Below are 20448 nucleotides of genomic sequence, written 5' to 3' on the forward strand. Positions count from 1 at the left end.
CGCCGGTGGAAGCCAAGCACCGGCGGCCCCTGGGGACGGGACGCGAGCGGAAGGCCGCCCCGTGGGAGTGCCGGCGCAGGTGGAAAGCCCCAGAGACGTCCCACAGGTGCCGTCGCCCCCGCCTGACCAGCGTTCTTACTCGTCAGGCGGGGTTCGGCGGCTTCGGTGGTTCAGATGTCGCGGAAGGTTTCGATCTGGGCGCCGACCGAGTTGAGGCGTTCGGCCAGGTCCTCGTAGCCGCGGTTGATGACGTAGACGTTGCGCAGCACGGAGGTGCCCTCGGCGGCCATCATGGCCAGCAGGACGACGACGGCCGGGCGCAGCGCGGGCGGGCACATCATCTCGGCGGCGCGCCAGCGGGTGGGGCCTTCGACGAGGATGCGGTGGGGGTCCAGGAGCTGGAGGCGTCCGCCGAGGCGGCTGAGGTCGGTGAGGTAGATGGCGCGGTTGTCGTAGACCCAGTCGTGGATGAGGGTCGAGCCGTGCGCGGAGGCGGCGATCGCGGCGAAGAACGGGACGTTGTCGATGTTGAGGCCGGGGAACGGCATGGGGTGGATCTTGTCGATCGGGGCTTCGAGTTTGGAGGGGCGGACGGTGAGGTCCGCCAGCCGGGTGCGGCCGTTGTCCGCGGCGTATTCCGGGCCCAGGTCGTGGTCCAGGCCCATGGTCTCCAGGACGGCCAGTTCGATCTCCAGGAACTCCACCGGAGCGCGGCGGATGGTGAGTTCGGAGCCGGTGACGACGGCGGCGGCGATCAGGCTCATGGCCTCGACCGGGTCCTCGGAGGGGGAGTAGTCGACGTCGCGGTCGATCTCGGCGACGCCGTGCACCCGGAGGGTGGTGGTGCCGACGCCCTCGATGCGCACTCCCAGCTGCTCCAGGAAGAAGCACAGGTCCTGGACCATGTAGTTGGAGGAGGCGTTGCGGATGACGGTCTCGCCCTCGTGGCGGGCGGCGGCCAGCAGGGCGTTCTCGGTGACGGTGTCCCCGCGTTCGGTCAGGACGATCGGGCGGGCCGGGTTGACGGTGCGGTCGACGGTGGCGTGGTAGGTGCCCTCGGTGGCGGTGAGTTCCAGGCCGAAGCGGCGCAGGGCCGTCATGTGGGGTTCGACGGTCCGGGTGCCGAGGTCGCAGCCGCCGGCGTAGGGGAGTTTGAACTGGTTCATGCGGTGCAGCAGCGGGCCGAGGAACATGATGATGCTGCGGGTGCGGCGGGCGGCCTCGGCGTCGATGGCGTCGAGGTCCAGTTCGGCGGGCGGTACCAGTTCGAGGTCGACGCCGTCGTTGATCCAGCGGGTGCGGACGCCGATGGAGGAGAGGACCTCCAGGATGCGGAAGACCTCCTCGATGCGCGCGACTCTGCGCAGCACGGTGCGGCCGGAGTTGAGGAGGGACGCGCACAGCAGGGCGACGCAGGCGTTCTTGCTCGTCTTGACGTCGATGCTGCCGGAGAGGCGGCGTCCGCCGACCACGCGCAGGTGCATGGGTCCGGCGTAGCCGAGGGAGACGATCTCGCTGTCGAGTGCTTCGCCGATGCGGGCGATCATCTCAAGGCTGATGTTCTGGTTGCCGCGCTCGATCCGGTTGACCGCACTCTGACTTGTCCCGAGCGCCTCTGCGAGTTGCAGCTGGGTCCAGCCCCGGTGCTGGCGGGCGTCCCGGATGAGGTGGCCGATGCGGCCGAGGTAGTCGTCGGTCATGAAGATCAGCCTATCTCAGATATGAGATGTGTCGCGTCAGGCAGGGCTGTTCGGGTGAGTCGGATGTGCCGCGGGGGTCCCGTCCGGGTCCTCGACCAGCTATGGTTGAGTTGTTCTACTGCAATGCAAATAATGGTCGCGGTGATGTCGTCGTCGCGGCGGTGAGAAGGGCTGGAGATGGGCGAGCAGATGCCGGATGCCGGCGGGAGGGGCCGCAGACTGGCGCTGCTGTCGGCCCCGTACGTGGCCGCCCTGGTGGCCCTGGCGGTGTTCTCCGTGAGCCGGTACGACCGGCTGCCGGACCCGATGGCCACCCACTTCGGCCCCGGCGGCGGTGCCGACGGTTACCTGGCCAGGCCGGTCGCCCTGTGGGTGCCGGTCGCATTCGTGGTCGGCATGTGGCTGCTGTTCGCCTGGATACCGCTCCGGAGCGGTCCGGGGCCCGGCCGCCGTCCGATGCTGGCCCTGGGAGCGGGCGTGGGTGCGATGCTGGGGTACGTCTTCGTGGTCACCGTGCTGGTCAACACGGACGTGGCGGACGCGGCCGAAGTGGCGCTGCCGATATGGCATCTGGCCGTGAGCTTCGGCATCGCCGCACTGGTGGGGCTGGTGGTGTGGCGCCTGGCGGGCCCCGACCCGGAGCCGGAGGCGGACCCGGCGGTGCCCGCGCCGCGGCTCGATCTGGCCGAGGGCGAGGCGGCGTCCTGGAGCCGCCGGACCGGCTCGCCGTTGCTGGGCGGCGTCGCGGTGGCCGCCGTGGTGGCCGCACTCGTGCTGGGGGTGGTCGGGGTGCGGGCGGCTGTGGTGCCGCTGCTGGTGGCCGCCGCGGTCACCGGGGCGCTGACCGGCATCCGGGTCACCGTGGACCGGCACGGTCTCACCGTCGGGCATCCGCTGGTGCGACAGCCCCGCAAGCGCGTGCCCCTGGAGCGCATCGAGGCGGCGCGTACGCGGCGGATCAGTGCGCTGGCCGAGTTCGGGGGCTGGGGGTACCGGATCCGGCCCGGGGCCAGCGGGCTGGTGCTGCGCTCCGGAGAAGGGCTGTCGGTCATGCTGGCCAACGGCAAGGAGTTCGTGGTGACGGTGGAGGATTCCGCCACCGCCGCCGCGCTGCTCAACACCCTGGTCGAGCGGGCGCGAAGGGCGGCGGGCTGAGGATGCTGTTCCGGGTGGACACCGGTTCTCCCGTGCCGCTGGGGGAACAGATCGCGGCATGTGTGCGTGGAGCGATCGCCGAGGGGAACGCGGCACCGGGGGACCGGCTGCCCGCCGCGCGGGAGGTGGCCGATTCCCTCGGGATCAATGTGCATACGGTGCTGCGGGGCTACCAGCGGCTGCGGGACGAGGGCCTGATCGAGCTGCGACGGGGCCGGGGCGCGGTGGTGACGGCGGGGGACGCGCCGGCCGGGCGGGCCCGGCTGGTGGAGTCGGCCGCCCGCCTGGTGGCCGACGCCCGCTCCCTGGGGATGACCGATCAGGAGGTGCTGGGGCTGGTCCGGGCCGGGCTGGTCCGGACACGGGGAGGCGGAGCATGACCACGCGGGGCCGATGTACTAGAGTTATCTCGACATCGAGATATATCTGCGAGGGCGCTGTCGCCGCGGCATCGCGGCAGGCCGCGCGCATCATGCACTGAAGGAGACTGTCGTGTCGGCGAACAGCTTCGATGCCCGCAGCACACTGCAGGTGGGCGACGAGTCGTACGAGATCTTCCGGCTGGACAAGGTGGAGGGCTCCGCCCGCCTGCCCTACAGCCTGAAGGTGCTGCTGGAGAACCTCCTGCGCACCGAGGACGGCGCGAACATCACCGCCGACCACATCCGGGCGCTGGGCGGCTGGGACGCCAAGGCCCAGCCGAGCCAGGAGATCCAGTTCACCCCGGCGCGCGTCATCATGCAGGACTTCACCGGCGTACCGTGCGTCGTGGACCTCGCCACCATGCGGGAGGCCGTCAAGGAGCTGGGCGGCGACCCGGCCCGCATCAACCCGCTGGCCCCGGCCGAGCTGGTCATCGACCACTCCGTGATCGCCGACCGCTTCGGCACCCCCGAGGCGTTCGCGCAGAACGTCGAGCTGGAGTACGGCCGCAACCGTGAGCGCTACCAGTTCCTGCGCTGGGGCCAGACCGCCTTCGACGAGTTCAAGGTCGTCCCGCCCGGCACCGGCATCGTCCACCAGGTCAACATCGAGCACCTGGCCCGCACCGTCATGGTCCGCGGCGGCCAGGCCTACCCGGACACCCTGGTCGGCACCGACTCGCACACCACCATGGTCAACGGCCTGGGCGTGCTGGGCTGGGGCGTCGGCGGCATCGAGGCGGAGGCCGCCATGCTCGGCCAGCCGGTCTCCATGCTCATCCCGCGGGTCGTCGGCTTCAAGCTGACCGGCGAGCTGCCCACCGGCACCACCGCCACCGACCTGGTGCTGACCATCACCGAGATGCTGCGCAAGCACGGCGTGGTCGGCAAGTTCGTCGAGTTCTACGGCGAGGGCGTCGGCGCCATCCCGCTGGCCAACCGCGCCACCATCGGCAACATGTCGCCGGAGTTCGGCTCCACCGCGGCGATGTTCCCGATCGACGGGGAGACCCTCACCTACCTGAGGCTCACCGGCCGCGACGAGCAGCAGCTCGCCCTGGTCGAGGCGTACGCCAAGGAGCAGGGCCTGTGGCTGGACCCGGCCGCCGAGCCGGAGTTCTCCGAGTACCTGGAGCTCGACCTGAGCACCGTGGTGCCCTCCATCGCCGGCCCCAAGCGCCCGCAGGACCGCATCGCCCTGTCCGACGCCAAGTCGCAGTTCGAGCAGGACGTGCGCAAGTACGTGGACGACACCGACCTGGACGAGGCCGGCAAGGAGTCCTTCCCCGCCTCCGACTCCCCGGCCGTCAGCAACGGCGTGCCGACCAAGCAGGTCACCGTCACCGCCGCGGACGGCACCACCTTCGAGCTGGACCACGGCGCGGTGACGGTCGCGGCCATCACCTCCTGCACCAACACCTCCAACCCCTCGGTCATGGTCGGCGCGGCGCTGCTGGCCAAGAAGGCGGTGGAGCGGGGCCTGACCCGCAAGCCGTGGGTCAAGACCACCCTGGCCCCCGGCTCCAAGGTCGTCATGGACTACTACGACCGGGCCGGTCTCACCCCCTACCTGGACAAGCTCGGCTTCAACCTCGTCGGGTACGGCTGCACCACCTGCATCGGCAACTCCGGCCCGCTGCCGGAGGAGGTCTCCCAGGCCGTCAACGACAACGACCTGGCCGTGGTGTCGGTGCTCTCCGGCAACCGCAACTTCGAGGGCCGGATCAACCCCGACGTCAAGATGAACTACCTGGCGTCGCCGCCGCTGGTGGTGGCCTACGCCCTGGCCGGGTCGATGAAGATCGACATCACCACCGAGCCGCTCGGCCTGGACCAGGAGGGCAAGCCCGTCCACCTCGCCGACATCTGGCCCACCGAGCGGGAGATCGAGGAGGTCGTGGCCTCCGCGATCGGCCAGGAGATGTTCGGCGAGAGCTACGCCGACGTCTTCGCCGGCGACGACCAGTGGAACTCCCTGCCGATCCCGACCGGCAGCACCTTCGAGTGGGACCCGCAGTCCACCTACGTCCGCAAGCCCCCGTACTTCGAGGGCATGGGGAGCGACCCGGAGCCGGTGCGCGACATCGCCGGTGCCCGGGTGCTGGCCAAGCTGGGCGACTCGGTCACCACCGACCACATCTCGCCGGCCGGTGCCATCAAGGCCGACACCCCGGCCGGCCGGTACCTGACCGAGCACGGCGTGGAGCGGCGCGACTTCAACAGCTACGGCTCGCGCCGCGGCAACCACGAGGTCATGATCCGTGGAACCTTCGCCAACATCCGGCTGCGCAACCAGATCGCGCCGGGCACCGAGGGCGGCTACACCCGCGACTTCACCCAGGCGGACGGGCCGGTCGGCTTCATCTACGACGCCTCGCAGAACTACCAGGCCGCCGGCATCCCGCTGGTCGTCCTGGCGGGCAAGGAGTACGGCTCGGGTTCCTCCCGCGACTGGGCGGCCAAGGGCACCGCGCTGCTGGGCGTGCGGGCCGTCATCGCCCAGTCCTACGAGCGCATCCACCGCTCGAACCTGATCGGCATGGGCGTGCTGCCGCTGCAGTTCCCCGAGGGCCACGACGCGGAGACCCTGGGCCTGACCGGTGAGGAGACCTTCTCCATCTCCGGCATCACCGCGCTCAACGACGGCGGCGTCCCGGACACGGTCAAGGTCACCACCGACAGCGGGGTGGAGTTCGACGCGGTGGTCCGCATCGACACCCCCGGTGAGGCGGACTACTACCGCAACGGCGGCATCATGCAGTACGTACTGCGCCAACTTGTCGGTTCTTGACCTGACGTGAACGAGCGCCCTGCCCCTGCATCTCGCGCGCGGGGGCAGGGCGCTCGCGCGCGACGGGGCGGAAGATGCGCCTGCGAGCATGATCGCACGCGATCTGTTCCCGGAGCGGAGCTGCGCATCCTACGGCGACGAAGAACCCCGACATCCCGCATCCGGAGGTCGAGTCCGGCGCACGCACTCCGCAGCCTCCACTGGACTTCCGAATACGTTCCGAATACTATGGATCCATGACCATCGCAGCAGACCTCCCCGTGGCGACTCGGCGCTCCTCGGACCTGAGCAAACACTCCGCCGAGGTCTTCGCCGAGGCCGAGGACCACCCCGTGACGGTGACCCGGCGCGACGGCGAGGCTCTGGTCCTGATGTCGCAGCGCGAGGCCGAGGGTCGTGCCCGCTTGCTGAACTTTGCCGCGCAGCTCATCACCGTCACCCTCGACGACCGCGGCTCGCTCGCCGAGCGGATGTCCAAGGCCTTTCCTTGGATGCTCGCGCTGTCGCCGGCCGACCGGGAGTCCTGCGCGCAGGACCTCGTCGATGCGGCGCGCGCGTCGTTCTCCACCGACCAGCCGCACCTCGCGATCGCAGAGCTGACCTCCTGGAGGGAGACGGCCACCGCCGTCGCGGCCGGGCTCAGCAGCGGCAGCGCCGGTCTGGAGTGGCTCGACGACGATGAGACCGTGGAGCGTCCGTAGCCGTGGCGGCCGCCAGGAAGCGCGAGCTGGTTCCTCGCCCTCCGAAGAAGTTCGAGTACGAGATCCGCTTCGCCACAGCCGATGCGCAGAAGGGATGGCGCGACCTCGTCGCGACGATCCGCAACCCTATGACGGAGACCTGGGACTTCCTCACGCGGACGCCTCTGGCCACGACGCCGACGAACTATCGGCTCAAGGGTGAGCTCGGCATCATCGAGCGTGGCGGCGCGACCCATGAGCGGTGGCAGCACAAACCGACTGCGAAGGGCACCGCGCGCATCTGGTTCTACGTCCACGAGCGCACGGTCTTCCTGGAGCAGGTGCACACGAGTCACCCGAACGAGACGAAGTAGGCGGGCTTCGCAGCGTCGCACCACATGGTCGGTGAGCGCGCATCCGATTCGGATGATCGCCGTGTGGCTGCCGCGACCGGGGACTTTGACTTCACTCGAGGTCGGCGCGGCCTTGGGAAAGGGCGACTCGATCTCCCCGATCACTCCGCGGAGGGGAAGTCTCTGGGTGAAGCGGCTTCGTCAGCTTGGAGGGCTTGCCCCGCTAGTCCAAGAAATCGTGCATGCTCGATAGAGAGAGGGCCTTCTCGTCACACTGCGAACGCCTGCTCGACGGGGTCGCTCGGGTGTGGATCCAGGTGAGTGACCGGCATCATGAGCCACGGAGCCATAGGGAGACCCTTGAGCGCCCGGTCGAGCGTCTCCCGGTCGGTCGCCTGCCACACCCCGTGGGCAGGGAGCCCGTCCGGGCGGAGCCAGAGACGGCGCAGCGGGCCCGCCGACGCAGCGTTGCCGGCAGCCACTGCCTCCTGCTGCCACTTGTCTGCGAGCTGATCCGGAGCCAGGCCACTGGTGTCGCCGGTCTGCTGGGCCCGGACGCAGAGTTTCGCACCTCTCACGAATCCGGCGGCTACCGGGAGGACGGCAGCGGATTCGGCTGCGAGGTCCTGATCACACAGGCCGGCGACGTCTGGAGCCTGCACCGCGGGGACTCGGTCTGGAGCATGACCCGTGAGAGCGAGGGCAGACGGCAGCCGGACGGCAGAACCCTCTTCAGCTCATGGATCGACCTCGCCCCCACACCCACCACCAGCCACCCTCAGCACCTGGCCGCGGAAGTCCGCGCGGCCCTGCTCTCCTGAAGGGGCGCCCCGCATTGCAGATGGCGGCGTCAGCCGGGCCTGCTGTTCGCCCGACCGATTCAACCGATCACGGACCGGGCGAAGGCGACAGTACCGGCGAAGGCACCGCCAGCAGCCAGTACCGCGACAGCCCAGCCGTTCCCTTCCAGCACCGTCAGCACACCGGCGGCCACGGCGATCTGCAGGCCAAGCATCAAGATGACCGCAGCACGCACCGTCATGAGCGGCTCCTGTGAACGATCGGACGGCGTACTCACGAGCACACCCGACCGTCGTTCTCGAGCCTGCTCCACTTCTTTCCGAGGCGGATCAGCTTGCGTCGAGCCCGCTCGCCTTGTGCTCGGTCTTCCTCGACCAATGCCGAGGCCTTGGGCCACGTCATGCGGCCGTTCTCCGAGAAGGCGCGGACTACGGCCTCCTCCCGATCGTCGAGTCGGCTGGCCACATACCGCACAGGGGCGGTCTCGAACTGCTGGGCCCAAGGAACAAGGCGAGGGATTACCAGATCCTCCGGCCCCGGCAAGGTAGCCCGCTGCTCCCAGCCCTCCGGGATGTAGCCAATCGAGGCGCCTCGAATCTGGTGATCGCGCTCCAGATCACAGCCTTGTCGTGCGTACTGGGTCAGGATGCTGCGGACCGACTGGTCATCGGTGAGGTCGACCTCCTGCTCCCAAGCGCGCTCGAACATCGCCACGGCCAAGGCCTGACAGTGGTCCTCCGAGACTGGCCGCAGGCGCAGGCAGCGGTGGAGGAAGTTCTTCATCGGCTCCGGGTCGCCCTTCATATACGCGTCGAAGGCGTAGCGGGCCTCGGCAAGGACGGACGGCTTGAGCTGCTTCGCCCAGTCGGTGACGGAGCCGATTTCGGCGAAGAGGTGCGCCGCATGGCTGCCGATGAGGTCCATCGACGGAAGAGAGCGGAGGAGCTCCTGCATCATCCGCGGCAGTCCCATCTGGACTGCGGTGAAGGCGTCCGGTGCCCATGACCCGGCCATCTGCGCCAGAGGTGCCAGGGACCCAGTCATCTTCTCCAGGCTGGACAGCGGCGAAATCAGAGTCGGAAGGCATTCGAGCACCGGGGCCAGGCCGACGTGCAACTGACGAACCTGACTGGCCAGTGACTGGAAGACATCAGCCATCGATGATAGCCCGGCAGCCACGCCTGCCCAGTTGATCTGCGGTTCGACCACGGACAGGATCGTCCTGGCAACGTTGATGCCGCCCATCAGCCCCAGCGTGTCCACGGTGGAGGCCGGCAGGACCGAGTTCACGGTCTCGGACAAGGAGAGGACCTGGGGCTGCATGTTGGACAGCGCGGCACCATGGGTCCCCAGCCCGTACAGCAGCGACTGGCCGACCATCTCGCCGATGTCAGGAAGCCGGGGAACTGGCAGCTCGATGCCGGCGAGGGCCGGGGCCAGGCCGAAGTTCGCCAGATCGGTGAACTTGAACTCGCTGAGAATCGGGTCGAGTCCACCCAATGACCGGAAGGAATCATCGATACCGGACAGAAGGGAAGCCGCGTCAAGGACGTCAGTCAGCCCGCCGGAGCTCAGGACGGAGTCGCCCAGCGCCGCGAAGTGACTGTGGTCCAGATCGAGCGTGTCCATGGGTGCTGCGAGTCCGGCGCCCGCCACCAGTGCTGCGAGTCCGGTGTTGGCCGGCTCGTCGAGCACCGAAGTTCCGTGCGCGCCGGAGCCTTGCGCTGAGGGCGCGAGCGGTGTTCCTGCTCCCTCGCGCGGTTCTGCAGCAGGCTGCTCTGCGGTGTCCTCGGGTGCCGAGTCCGGCGTTGAAGTCGCAGGCATCTCGGGCCTCCTTTGTTGCTTGGGTAAGTCTGTTCACCTACCTGCGGCGGCAGAGAGCCGATCCGGCACTTACTCCCCAACAATTTTCGTGATCCACATCACATCTCGTTTTCCGGCGGCAGTTCCTGCCACCAACCCGCCCCAACCGTTGGAAGAAGCTGGCTGATCACTGCCCTGACACTGCACCACCCACGTGCAAGGGTCGGATGTGATCACCCCAGACGGTGGGCTGCGTGTCGTGGCCTCCCCGGTTGCTACCGGCCTGTCGTCGTCCGGTAGTCAACAGCGGTGCTGCGGCCCGTCGGCCGAATTGGGGCGAAGTTCCCCGTGTAAATCTTCGTGACGGCAGCCGCGCGGTGATGGACAGCCTCCAGCACATGCAAGCCAGCAGCCCCTGCGGCCGCCACTGGTGGTGACGATCCTGCTGGCTGATTCGGTCACGCGGCAAGGGATAGGCCGAGGCGGGCCGACGTACACCGCCGCCTCGTACACCGCCCAGGTGGGGCGGTCGGTGTCGGCGGTGGCGTACGAGAGCCCTCCGCGTGGGCGGGGTCCTCGGTCTCCTCGGCGGTGGTCACGGGCGCCTCACGCGCAGGCGGCGATGTGCTCGCCGAGCTCAGCGGCGTCCAGGCTGTCGAGGGCGAGGTGGAGGTGTTCCTCGGCGGCGGTGAGATCGCCGAGTTTGGCATGTGACATGCCGGACTCGTGGGCCCACCGGCCGTGGCTGTAGTGCGACGCCCAGGACTGCCCCGGCAGGGCGGGGGCGTGCTCGATGGCAGCCTGGGTGGAGGTGAGGAGCTTGGCGGGGTGGTGTGGTCGCCGTCGGCGGCTGCGGCGCGGGCATAGGTGTTGCGGTAGTACGCGAGCGCCTTGGGGTTGGTCAGCTTCCTGGCTCGCTGCTCGCAGGCTTCGGCGAGCCGTACGGCGGTGGGGATGTGGCCGAGGTCGATGGCCTGGTCCGCGAGCCCGCGCAGGGCGGTGGCGGCGAGTTCGTTCTCGCCTGCCTCGGCGGCGAGCCGGTAGCTGTGCGGGTGTACGGGTTCAAACCGGGTCGGGTAAAGATGTCAAGCGCGAGGCCGGTAGCTATCGCTTCTCCGCTAGCCTCCATGGCATGCGCCCTGTTTTGAGGCGTGAATGCCCCGCCCACAGCGCGCTCAGGCCGAGCGATGCAGCCACGAACGACTGCACGTGCGGAATCCGAGCTGCGGTCGCCGTCCGCCCGATCCCGATGGAAGCGGTCCGCATCGGAGCCGCCGTTACCGCCTCCATCGCCCTGCGTCGCGCAGGGATGGAGGATCAAGCAGATCAGCTCGTCCGCGATACAGACGGCAGCGACAGCACGCCACGTCGTCCCGCCTCGTCCAAGTGCCCGGTCTCCGTACGCCAGGAACCCCGCAGTGACCGGCGCAACGTATGTCGCCGATCACTGCCACGAGCGCGTCCCCGTAAGGCCGCCAAGCCGAGTCCTCGAAAGACCCTTGCGCCTCTAACCTCCCTGGTTCGCTTGTGGGCTGAGCTGGTCTGATCTTGGTGGAACGCGGTGGGTTCGGCTTCTGGGGGCCGGGTGGGCGTGACTGGGGCCCGACGCGCGGGTCGGGTGCTCCGGGTTGCTCGGGTCGTGGGTGGGCAGGGACGGTGGCGCGGTTTGGGTGGCCGGCCTGGGCAGGGCTGCCAGGCGGGTGAAGGCGCTGGTCAGCTTGTGTCGCCAGGGCCAGGCGGCGGCAATGCGTAGGTGGAGGCGGCGGGCGCCGCGGGTGATGCGGGCGGCTGCGTGCAGGATCCGGTGGCGGAGCTTCTTCGGTTCGGCGGTGGCCAGCTCGCCTTCCAGCAGCAGGGTTCGGGATGCTCCTATGGCTGTCAAGCCGCTGGAGTCAGGTCGGTTTGAGTGATTCGTTCGGTTGGTGTGCTGGTCAGGGCGCGGTAGACCTCGCGGGCGACGAATCGCTTGAGGCAGCGCATGATGTCCTTCTTGTTCAGTCCTTCCTTGGTGCGGCGTTCGACGTAGGCGCGGGTGCGTTCGTCGAAGCGCATGCGGGTGAGGACGGTGGTGTGCAGGGCGTTGTTGGCGGCTCGGTCGCCGCCTCGGTTGTGCGGCCGGAGGAGGCCGGGATCGGAGCGACACCGGCCAGGTGCGCGAAAGCGCTCTCAGACCGCATCCGCTCGGGGTTGTCCCCGGCTGAGGCCAGCAGCTGGCCGGCGGTCTCCGGGCCGACGCCGAACAGCTCCAGCAGCGCGGGGGCAGCCTGCTTGACCAGCGGACCGATCTCGGTGTCCAGCTCGGCGATCTCCTCGTCCAGGGCCTGGTGACGGCGGGCGAGCCGCCGCAGCGAGGCCCGGGTCGCCGCCAGCGGGCGGGACAGATCGTCACCGGGCCGCAGCCGGGCCAGGGCGCGTATCAACACGGACCTGTCCAGCCCGGCGGCCTGCTCGCGCAGCATCGCGGGGGCTGCCACCAGCAGGTTACGGATCTGGTTCATCGCCTGGGTGCGGGCCTTGACCGCACTGCGGCGAGCGACTCGCAGGACGCGGACCGCCTCGACAACGCCGTCGCGGCTCTTCGGTGTGCCGGTGGCCCGCCCGGACAGCACGGCCGTCGCGGCGGCGTAGGCGTCGATCGGGTCGGACTTGCCCTTCATCCGCCGGGTCTTGCGGTCGGGTCGGTCCACGTCGATGACAGTGGTCCCGGAGGCTGCCAGTACCCGGGCCAGTTCGGCGCCGTAGGCGCCGGTGCCCTCGATCCCGACCGCTGTCAGTTCGCCGTGGCAGCGCATCCACTCCAGCAGGTCTCGGTAGCGCGGCCGTAGCCGGCGCAGCGCATCGGTGAGCGCACCGGTCAGACCGGTGGCATCGGCGAGATCGGCCAGCAGACGCGAGCCGGCGTGGCTGACCACCCCACGCCCGTCGGCCGAGACCACAAGACGGGGACGCGACCCGGTAGTGTGCACGTAGAAAGTGCCTTCCCGCTCGGACTGCTGAGACCTTAGACAAGCCTCATCTTCCCAGCTCAGAAGGCACTTTCGCTTTCCCGATCAAGATCCGAACACCGCAGCAACTGAAACGCGCAGGGTAGTGGGCGATCGCGGTGGTGACGGCGACGATCCGTTCCGCGCGGAGGCGCTTGGCCTTGTCGACGGGCTTCGGCCAGTACTCGATGCGTTCGAGGTCCGCTCGCAACTCGGCCTCGTCCGCGTATGCGCGCGGGGCGTCCGGCGACTTCGCGATGGCCTTGCCGTACTCGAGCGTCCATGTCATCCCGGTCTTCGTGAGCCGGGTCGGGGCCGTCCACGGCGTGTGACGCGGTCCGAAGAGGTGCGGCCGCTTCCGCATGGTCTCGCTCGCCCACTCGGGAAGGCCGCCGTAGCCGACCGGGGCGGTGGGCGGCCAGAACCACTCGAGCGGCACGACGTCCGGGTCGGCCACCGCCCAGGCGTGCTCCGACAAGGTGCTGGCGACGTCGTCGCTGAGGAAGCGCAGCATGCCGAGCGTGAAGCAGATCGGGTCGTCGGAGTCGGCCATGTCTTCGGCCCCGCAGAAGCCGAGGAGATCGCGCCGAAGCATCTACTGGCGAGAAGGTCGGGGATCGGCAAGGCAGGGGCGCACAGGGGCCCGGTCACGCGAGGACCCGGGCCCGCCGCCGTAGCAGCGGGCGGAACACGGGGCAACCGCCAACGGAGCACGTCGACTCTCCGTGCCGCGCGTGTTGAGGTGCTGCGTTGGCGGTAGGAAAACTCAGCCAGACGTGCCCTCCACGCCCGGAAATTGTGCGCATTGTGGCGATCTGATGCGAGGATCACTGCCCATAACGCCATCGTCCTCGAGATCCTGCAGAACTACCGTGCAGCGGGAGCACGTCGCAGTACGTGCTGCGCTCGCTGATCCGCAAGTAACCGGCGGCGGAAGGGTTTTCGCCGGACGGCGGGCCGCGTTTCCTCTCGGGGAGGGACGCGGCCCGCCGTTTGTGTCGGGCAGGTCTCAACTCGGAAAAGCATGCCGGTGAAGGCTGTTCCTGATCTTGCCCCCGCCGTGCGGAGTGGACTATACCTGTCCGGGTCCGGAAGGGCCGCCCGAGCGGCGGTCCTTCGTTCCGGGGCAGGCGACGGCGGCAGCCCTGCGGAGGTCTGTCGCTGCTTCCTCCCGTGCACGACGAGCGAGACCTGCTGCAACTGAACCGCGGTGTCGGACCCTCACCTGCGCGACGGACGGGAGACCGCCACACCGCCTGAGTCCTGTATGAAGGCGAGGACTTGAGCATGACTTCCAGCTCGCATGTCAACCGGCGCGCCCTCCTCAAGCGCTCCGCCGCGGCCGGTGTGCTCGCCGTCCCGGCGATGGGCGCGCTGTCCGCCTGCGCCAGCGGCGGCTCGGACGGGGACGGCGGCGGTGCCGCCGAGGTCGAGGCCACCGACGACAACCCGCTGGGCGTCGACGCCGAGGCCCGCCTCGAAGTCGTCATCTTCGACGGCGGCTTCGGCGACCAGTACGCCCTGGACGCCGGCGAGATCTACATGGCGGACTACGGGGAGATCGACCACTCCAAGACGCAGGAGATCCGCTCCCGGCTCCAGCCCCGGATGGTGTCCGGGGACCCGCCGGACCTCATCAACAACTCCGGCGCCGAGCAGATGGACATGCCGGCCCTGATATCCAACGACCAGGTCGCCGACCTCACCCCGCTGCTGGACGCCCCCTCGCTGGACGACCCGGACGTGCCGGTGCGCGACACCCTGGTCCCGGGCACCGTCGAGGTCGGCCAGTACGGCGGCCAGGAGGTCTACCAGCTCAACTACGCCTACACCATCTACGGCACCTGGTACTCCCGTACCGCCCTGGAGCGGCTGGGCGTGGAGTATCCCAGGACCTGGGACGAGATGCTGTCGGTCTGCGAGAAGGCGAAGAAGGAGGACATCGCGGGCTGGACGTACGCCGGCCAGCACCCCTACTACTTCACCTTCACGCTGCTGCCGTTCATTGCCAAGATCGGCGGCGCGGACGTCCTGAAGGCGATAGACAACCTGGAGCCCAACGCCTGGCGGCACGACGCGGTCAAGGCCGCCTTCGAGGCGTACTACGAGCTCCAGGCCAAGGGATACATCCTGCGCGGCACCCCGGGCCTGGACCACATCGAGTCGCAGACCGAGTGGACCAAGGGCCGCGCGCTGTTCCTGCCCAACGGCTCCTGGGTGGAGAACGAGGCCGCCGAGACCACCCCCGACGACTTCGAGATGGCCGTCGCGCCGCCCACCAGCCTCGACGCCGGCGACGCCATGCCGTTCGAGACGGTCTACGCCGCGGCCGGCGAGCCGTTCATCGTGCCGGCCGACGCCGGGAACCGGGCCGGCGGCATGGAGTTCCTGCGGATCATGCTCGGCCGGGAGTCCGCGCGGAACTTCACCCAGCTGGTGTCCTCCCTCAGCTGCGTGCAGGGCGCCGCCGAGGGCCTGGACCTGCCGCCCGGCCTGAGCACCGCCAGCCAGGTGCTGGAGGCGGCCGGGGAGAACGTCGTGAACCCCCGGTTCCGCGAGTGGTACCCGGAGCTGTTCCGGGAGCGGGTCGGCGGGGAGATCGCGGCCATGATGTCCGGCGACATCGACCCGGACCGGGCGATCGCCAACATCCAGCGGCACGCCGACGACACCGCGGCGGACGACTCCATCCAGAAGTTCCAGCACCCCTGATCCGGGCGGCGGGGCACCAGGGCAGGGACGAGGAACCGGGGGCAGGGCAGTGACGAAGCGGGGCGACATGGCCGAGGACGTCCGGACGGCACCGCGCAAGGGCGCCGCGGCGCCGCCCGCCCGCCCGGAGGCGACGACGGCCGGCGACCGGCTGCTGTTCGTGGCGGCCTTCTTCCTGCCGCCCCGCCTCACCCCGGACCGCGTCCGCTATCACCGGTGGTACCGGAAGCTGGACACCTACCGGTTCATCTGCTGGTTCCTGTCCCTGCCGCTGCTGTTCTACGGGGTCTTCGTCGTCTCGCCGTTCCTGCAGGCGTTCTTCTACTCGCTGACCGACTGGACCGGGCTCAGCGCGAACTACAACTTCGTCGGCTTCGACAATTACGTCAGGCTGTGGGGCGACGCGCAGTTCTGGAGCGCGCTGTGGAACAGCGTGCTGCTGCTGATCGTCGTCCCGGTGGTGACGCTCGCGCTGGGCCTGTTCTTCGCGTTCATGCTCAACGCCGGGGGCCGGCACAAGAAGAACGAGGCGATCTCCGGGGTGCGCGGCTCCCAGTTCTACAAGATCGTGTACTTCTTTCCTCAGGTGCTGTCGGTCGCCATCATCGCGGTGATCTGGGCGCGGATCTTCAGTCCGCGCAGCGGCATCCTGAACGCCTCGCTGGAGCGGGTGGGTCTGGGCGCCCTGACCCGGGACGACTGGCTCGGCGGGCCCTGGGCGCTGGCGTGCGTCATGGCGGTGCTGTCGTGGTCCTTCGTGGGCTTCTACGTGGTGCTGTTCTCGGCGGCCATGGGGTCCATCCCCAAGGAGATCTACGAGGCGGCCCTGCTGGACGGCGCGAGCCGGCCCGCCACCTTCTTCCGGATCACCTTCCCGCTGAGCTGGGACGCGATCCGGACCGGGTGGATCTACATGGGGATCCAGGCGCTGGACGCCTTCGCGCTGGTCAACATCATGATCCCGGACCACGGCATGGACGTGCTGCCCACCTTCCTCTACAAGCAGGCGTTCGTGCGCGGACAGGCCGGCTACGCCACGGCCGTCGGGGTGGTGCTGTTCCTGGTCACCCTGGTCTTCGCGGTGGCGATGATGCGGCTGGGGCGCCGCGACCGGATCGAGTTCTGACGAGAGCGGGGAGAAGCGAGCGATGAGCACGACACATCCGCCGGACCGGCAGGAGCCCGCCGCCGAGGGTGCCGGCCGGGACCGTCCGCCGCCCGGCACGCCCGGCACCGCGCGCGGGGGAGAGAGCGCCCGGCGCAAGGAGGGCGGGGTCCTCAACGTCTTCGCGCACTCCTTCCTGGTGGTGTGGGTGCTGCTGGCGGTCGGCCCGCTGCTGTGGGTGGTGCTCTCCAGCTTCCGGCCCACCGGGGAACTGCTGGAGGCCCCGTTCGCGATTCCCAGCGGCCTGCACTGGGAGAACTTCGTCAATGCCTGGACCGACGCGAACATCGGCCAGTACACGCTGAACTCGCTGATCATCCTGAGCGGTTCACTGACCGGCACGATGCTGCTGGGGTCGATGGCCGCCTACGTCATCGCCCGGTTCGACTTCCCCGGCAACAGGATCATCCACTTCCTGTTCGTCGGCGGCATGATGTTTCCGGTCTTCCTGGCGCTGGTCCCGCTGTTCTTCATCATGGACAACCTCGGGCTGCTGAACACCCGGCAGGGCCTGATCATCGCCTACATCGCCTACTCGCTGCCGTTCACCACGTTCTTCCTGGTGGCGTTCTTCCGGACGCTGCCGACCGGCGTGCAGGAGGCGGCCACGATCGACGGCGCCTCGCACACCCGGACGTTCTTCCAGATCATGATGCCGATGGCCAAGCCGGGCCTGATCAGCATCGGGATCTTCAACTTCCTCGGCCAGTGGAACCAGTTCATCCTGCCGAAGGTCCTCAACATCGCCGATCCGGACGACGCGGTGCTGCCCCAGGGGCTGGCCGCCCTCATGGTCCAGCAGGGCTACCGGGGGGACTGGGGCGCCCTCTACGCCGGCGTGACCCTGGCGATGCTTCCGGTCCTGGTGGTCTACATCGTCTTCCAGCGGCAGGTGCAGGCCGGGCTGACCGCCGGCGCGCTGAAGTAGCCGGTCTTCCCCCGGCCGCCCGGCTCGCCCCCCGTGATCCCCGCCACGGGTTCATATAGTGTTCGCGGCGCCGTGCCCCGTCACCCGGGGACGGCCGACGGGCGGTCCGCACGCGCGTCGTGGCGACGAGGACAGGGAAGTGAGCGGTGGAGACTCCGGGGTCGCAGTCCTCCCTGCACAGGGCGAACCTGGAACGCGTGGTGCGGGCGGTACGCTCGGCGGGCGCGCTCACCCAGGCGGAGATCGCCCGGACCACCGGGCTGTCCGCGGCGACGGTCTCCAACATCGTCCGTGAGCTGAAGGACATGGGGACGGTGGATGTCCGCACCACCTCCGCCTCGGGCCGCCGGGCCCGCAGCGTCTCGCTGTCCACCGAGGCAGGCATCGTGGTCGGCGTCGACTTCGGCCACTCGCACCTGCGGGTCGCGGTGGGCAACCTGGCCCACCAGGTGCTGGCCGAGGAGGCCGAGCCGTTCGACGTGGACTCCTCCGCCGCGCACGGCTTCGATCGCGCCGAGGAGATGGTCGGCCGGCTGCTCGGCATGGCCGAGGTGGACCGGGACAAGATCGTCGGCATCGGCCTGGGAGTGCCCGGGCCGATCGATGTGGAGACCGGCAGGCTGGGCTCCACGGCCATCCTCCCGGGCTGGCGCGGAACCAATCCCCGCGAGGAGCTCAGTTCCCGCACCGGGGTGCCGGTGCACGTGGACAACGACGCCAACCTCGGGGCCCTGGGCGAGCTGGTGTGGGGCAGCGGGCGCGGCGTGGCCGACCTCGCGTACATCAAGGTGGCCAGCGGCCTCGGCGCCGGCCTGGTCATCAACGGCCAGATCTACCGGGGACCGGGCGGCACCGCCGGCGAGATCGGGCACATCACGCTGGACGAGTCCGGCCCGGTCTGCCGCTGCGGCAACCGCGGCTGCCTGGAGACCTTCACCGCGGCCCGGCACGTCCTGCCGCTGCTGTACGCCACGCACGGCACGGACCTGACGATGCCTCGCGTGGTGCAGCTGGCGCGCGAGGGCGACCCGGGCTGCCGGCGCGTGGTCGCCGACATCGGCCGGCACATCGGCTCCGGGGTCGCCCAGCTGTGCAATCTGCTCAACCCCAGCCGTGTCGTGCTCGGCGGCGATCTGGCGGAGGCCGGCGAGATCGCGCTGGCCCCGATCCGGGACTCCGTGGGCCGCTACGCCATCCCGAGCGCCGCCCGGCGGCTGACCCTGGTCGCGGGTGCTCTGGGGGGTCGCGCCGAGGTCCTCGGCGCCCTGGCCCTGGTGCTGCGCGAGATGGGGGACGGGGTACTGCTCGGCTCGGCGGCCGAGCGGCCGCGGAGCAGTTCCTGACCGGTACGCCGTATGGGGGCGTGACGTGAAGGAGGAGTGAGGGAATCGCCGGAAGGTGAAGGCGCGGTACGCCGTCCCTGGCTTCTTGCGTCGCATTCCCGGCTCTGTGGATTCATTGAACGAACAGCCGTCGTTTCCCTCCGACGGGCGACAGCAGGACAGCGGCCGGGCTGGGGACGGCGCGAAGCGCCTCATTGGACGTCAGAAGCGTGCTGCAGCAGGCCACATGACACCGGCATGGGGTTTCTGGGACCGGCAGTGCTTGGCGCGGTCGAACAGACATTGCTCGAAGGTGGGTTCATCTATTGACGGCAAACCGGCGCGCGTAGTTGTCTTTCTGACGCCAGGTCTGCGACGGCGGCCTGGGAGGGAGGCAGAAGCCACAATGCGTGCCAATCAGCGCCGGATCGCGATCGGTGTCACATCCCTGGCCATGGTCACCGCCCTGGCCGCCTGTGGTGAGGCGGGCAGCGGGGGCGGGGACGACAGCGCGTCCGGGGACGGCGGTACCCCCACCATCGGGCTGTTGCTGCCGGAGAACACCACGACCCGCTACGAGGCGTTCGACCGCCCGTACATCGAGGCCAAGGTCCGCGACCTGTGCCCGGACTGCGAGTTCCAGTACAACAACGCCAACGAGGACACCGCGCTGCAGAAGCAGCAGTTCGACGCCATGCTCACCCAGGGTGTGGACGTGATCATCCTGGACGCGGTGGACGCCGCCGCCACCGAGTCGTGGGTGGAGGAGGCCGCGGCGCAGAACGTCCCGGTGGTCGCCTACGACCGGCTGGCCGAGGGCGACATCGCCGCCTACGTCTCCTACGACAACTACCGGGTCGGCCAGTTGCAGGGCGAGGCGGTGCTCGACGCGCTGGGCGAGGACGCCGAGGACGCCCGGGTCGTCATGATCAACGGCTCGCCGACGGACCCGAACGCCGCGATGTTCAAGAGCGGCGCCCACGACGTCCTGCACGACGCCGTGGAGATCGTCTACGAGCAGGACATCGACGGCTGGGACCCGGCCCTGGCCAACGAGAAGATGACCGCCGCCATCGAGTCGCTGGGCGCCGACGGCTTCGACGCGGTGTACTCCGCCAACGACGGCATGGCCGCCGGCATCATCACCGCCCTCGACGCCGCCGGCATCAGCGACATCCCGGTGGGCGGACAGGACGCCGAACTGGCCGGTGTCCAGCGCATCGTGTCGGGGCAGCAGGCCTTCACCGTCTACAAGGCGATGATCCCGCAGGCCGAGCTGACCGCCGAGATCGCCGTGCGGCTGCTGGAGGGCGAGGACATCGACGAGCTCACCCCCGACCGCGTGGACAGCCCCACCACCGACGGCGTGCCCAGCGCACTGCTGGAACCCCTCGCGCTGACGGCGGACACCATCGAGGGGACCGTCATCGCCGACGAGGTCTACTCCGCCGAGGACATCTGCACCGCGGACTACGCCGCGGACTGCCAGGAACTCGGCATCGGCTGACGGGCCTTCCACCCCGCGCTCCGGGCCTGCCGCCCCATGGGCCGCGGCAGGCCCGGAGCCCGCCCGCCCCCTCGCCCCGCCTTCCCGTCCGCGCCCGGCCGGCGGCTCCGGACGGGATCGCACGA

18 protein-coding genes and 1 pseudogene are annotated in these 20448 nt (G+C 69.5%); 11 read left to right on the forward strand and 8 right to left on the reverse strand.

Going from position 1 to position 20448, the window contains the following annotated elements; genetic code table 11:
• Nucleotides 1-170 precede the first annotated feature (170 nt).
• A complete protein-coding gene (locus tag ABD299_RS10615; protein WP_344260829.1) occupies nucleotides 171-1700 on the reverse strand; it encodes a helix-turn-helix domain-containing protein in 1530 nt (509 codons plus the stop codon).
• Between the two features lie 177 nt (nucleotides 1701-1877).
• Here ABD299_RS10615 and ABD299_RS10620 point away from each other — a divergent pair, with 177 nt between their 5' ends.
• The 5 genes from ABD299_RS10620 to ABD299_RS10640 all read left to right on the forward strand — a co-directional run bounded on the left by ABD299_RS10620 (nucleotide 1878) and on the right by ABD299_RS10640 (nucleotide 7122).
• Nucleotides 1878-2855, forward strand: a complete 978-nt coding sequence (locus ABD299_RS10620; protein ID WP_344260831.1) for a DUF1648 domain-containing protein — start codon at nucleotides 1878-1880, stop codon at nucleotides 2853-2855.
• A gap of 2 nt (nucleotides 2856-2857) precedes the next feature.
• Nucleotides 2858-3235: a GntR family transcriptional regulator gene (locus ABD299_RS10625; protein WP_344260833.1), complete on the forward strand. Its 378-nt coding sequence runs from the start codon at nucleotides 2858-2860 to the stop codon at nucleotides 3233-3235.
• 112 nt (nucleotides 3236-3347) lie between these two features.
• The gene (acnA, locus tag ABD299_RS10630; protein WP_344260835.1) at nucleotides 3348-6068 is read left to right on the forward strand and encodes an aconitate hydratase AcnA; all 2721 of its coding nucleotides are present in this window, start codon (nucleotides 3348-3350) and stop codon (nucleotides 6066-6068) included.
• Nucleotides 6069-6304: 236 nt separating this feature from the next.
• Nucleotides 6305-6769: a prevent-host-death protein gene (locus ABD299_RS10635; RefSeq protein WP_344260836.1), complete on the forward strand. Its 465-nt coding sequence runs from the start codon at nucleotides 6305-6307 to the stop codon at nucleotides 6767-6769.
• A gap of 2 nt (nucleotides 6770-6771) precedes the next feature.
• Nucleotides 6772-7122, forward strand: coding sequence for a hypothetical protein (locus tag ABD299_RS10640; RefSeq protein WP_344260838.1), 351 nt, complete (start codon nucleotides 6772-6774; stop codon nucleotides 7120-7122).
• Between the two features lie 248 nt (nucleotides 7123-7370).
• Here ABD299_RS10640 and ABD299_RS25130 read toward each other — a convergent pair whose 3' ends face one another.
• Nucleotides 7371-7583 carry a muconolactone Delta-isomerase family protein gene (locus ABD299_RS25130; protein WP_425581307.1) on the reverse strand — a complete coding sequence of 71 codons (213 nt, stop codon included), beginning with the start codon at nucleotides 7581-7583 and terminating at the stop codon, nucleotides 7371-7373.
• On the opposite strand from ABD299_RS25130, the gene ABD299_RS10645 reads away from it, so the two are divergent.
• A complete protein-coding gene (locus ABD299_RS10645; RefSeq protein ID WP_344260840.1) occupies nucleotides 7509-7922 on the forward strand; it encodes a hypothetical protein in 414 nt (137 codons plus the stop codon). The two genes, ABD299_RS25130 and ABD299_RS10645, sit on opposite strands and share 75 nt — an antisense overlap.
• Nucleotides 7923-7981: 59 nt before the next feature.
• On the opposite strand, the gene ABD299_RS10650 is transcribed toward ABD299_RS10645, so the two are convergent.
• The 6 genes and pseudogenes from ABD299_RS10650 to ABD299_RS10680 all read right to left on the reverse strand — a co-directional run bounded on the left by ABD299_RS10650 (nucleotide 7982) and on the right by ABD299_RS10680 (nucleotide 13242).
• Nucleotides 7982-8143, reverse strand: coding sequence for a hypothetical protein (locus tag ABD299_RS10650; RefSeq protein WP_344260842.1), 162 nt, complete (start codon nucleotides 8141-8143; stop codon nucleotides 7982-7984).
• Nucleotides 8144-8175: 32 nt separating this feature from the next.
• Complete coding sequence (locus ABD299_RS10655) at nucleotides 8176-9597, reverse strand: hypothetical protein (RefSeq protein ID WP_344260844.1); 1422 nt, start codon at nucleotides 9595-9597, stop codon at nucleotides 8176-8178.
• 1783 nt (nucleotides 9598-11380) lie between these two features.
• A pseudogene (locus ABD299_RS10665) lies at nucleotides 11381-11569 on the reverse strand (transposase); the annotation flags it as partial.
• Nucleotides 11570-11583: 14 nt separating this feature from the next.
• Complete coding sequence (locus ABD299_RS10670; protein ID WP_344260846.1) at nucleotides 11584-11757, reverse strand: hypothetical protein; 174 nt, start codon at nucleotides 11755-11757, stop codon at nucleotides 11584-11586.
• A complete protein-coding gene (locus ABD299_RS10675; protein ID WP_425581301.1) occupies nucleotides 11700-12671 on the reverse strand; it encodes an IS110 family transposase in 972 nt (323 codons plus the stop codon). The genes ABD299_RS10670 and ABD299_RS10675 overlap by 58 nt, the downstream gene beginning before the upstream one ends.
• A gap of 46 nt (nucleotides 12672-12717) precedes the next feature.
• Nucleotides 12718-13242 (reverse strand): hypothetical protein, encoded by a 525-nt coding sequence (locus ABD299_RS10680; RefSeq protein ID WP_344260848.1) that lies wholly within the window; start codon nucleotides 13240-13242, stop codon nucleotides 12718-12720.
• A 734-nt stretch (nucleotides 13243-13976) separates the two neighbouring features.
• Between ABD299_RS10680 and ngcE the strand changes: the two genes are divergently transcribed.
• The 5 genes from ngcE to ABD299_RS10705 all read left to right on the forward strand — a co-directional run bounded on the left by ngcE (nucleotide 13977) and on the right by ABD299_RS10705 (nucleotide 20323).
• On the forward strand, nucleotides 13977-15401 hold the full coding sequence (gene ngcE / locus ABD299_RS10685) for an N-acetylglucosamine/diacetylchitobiose ABC transporter substrate-binding protein (protein WP_344260850.1): 1425 nt from the start codon (nucleotides 13977-13979) through the stop codon (nucleotides 15399-15401).
• A 67-nt stretch (nucleotides 15402-15468) separates the two neighbouring features.
• Nucleotides 15469-16527, forward strand: a complete 1059-nt coding sequence (locus ABD299_RS10690) for a carbohydrate ABC transporter permease (protein WP_344260852.1) — start codon at nucleotides 15469-15471, stop codon at nucleotides 16525-16527.
• A 22-nt stretch (nucleotides 16528-16549) separates the two neighbouring features.
• On the forward strand, nucleotides 16550-17494 hold the full coding sequence (locus ABD299_RS10695) for a carbohydrate ABC transporter permease (protein WP_344260854.1): 945 nt from the start codon (nucleotides 16550-16552) through the stop codon (nucleotides 17492-17494).
• 146 nt (nucleotides 17495-17640) lie between these two features.
• Entirely contained in the window at nucleotides 17641-18837 is a 1197-nt protein-coding gene (locus tag ABD299_RS10700) for an ROK family transcriptional regulator (protein ID WP_344260856.1), read from the forward strand.
• 385 nt (nucleotides 18838-19222) lie between these two features.
• Nucleotides 19223-20323: a substrate-binding domain-containing protein gene (locus ABD299_RS10705; protein WP_344260858.1), complete on the forward strand. Its 1101-nt coding sequence runs from the start codon at nucleotides 19223-19225 to the stop codon at nucleotides 20321-20323.
• Nucleotides 20324-20448: the final 125 nt, after the last annotated feature.

This window comes from Streptomyces sodiiphilus, from assembly GCF_039529215.1.
Taxonomy (GTDB): Bacteria; Actinomycetota; Actinomycetes; order Streptomycetales; family Streptomycetaceae; genus Streptomyces; species Streptomyces sodiiphilus.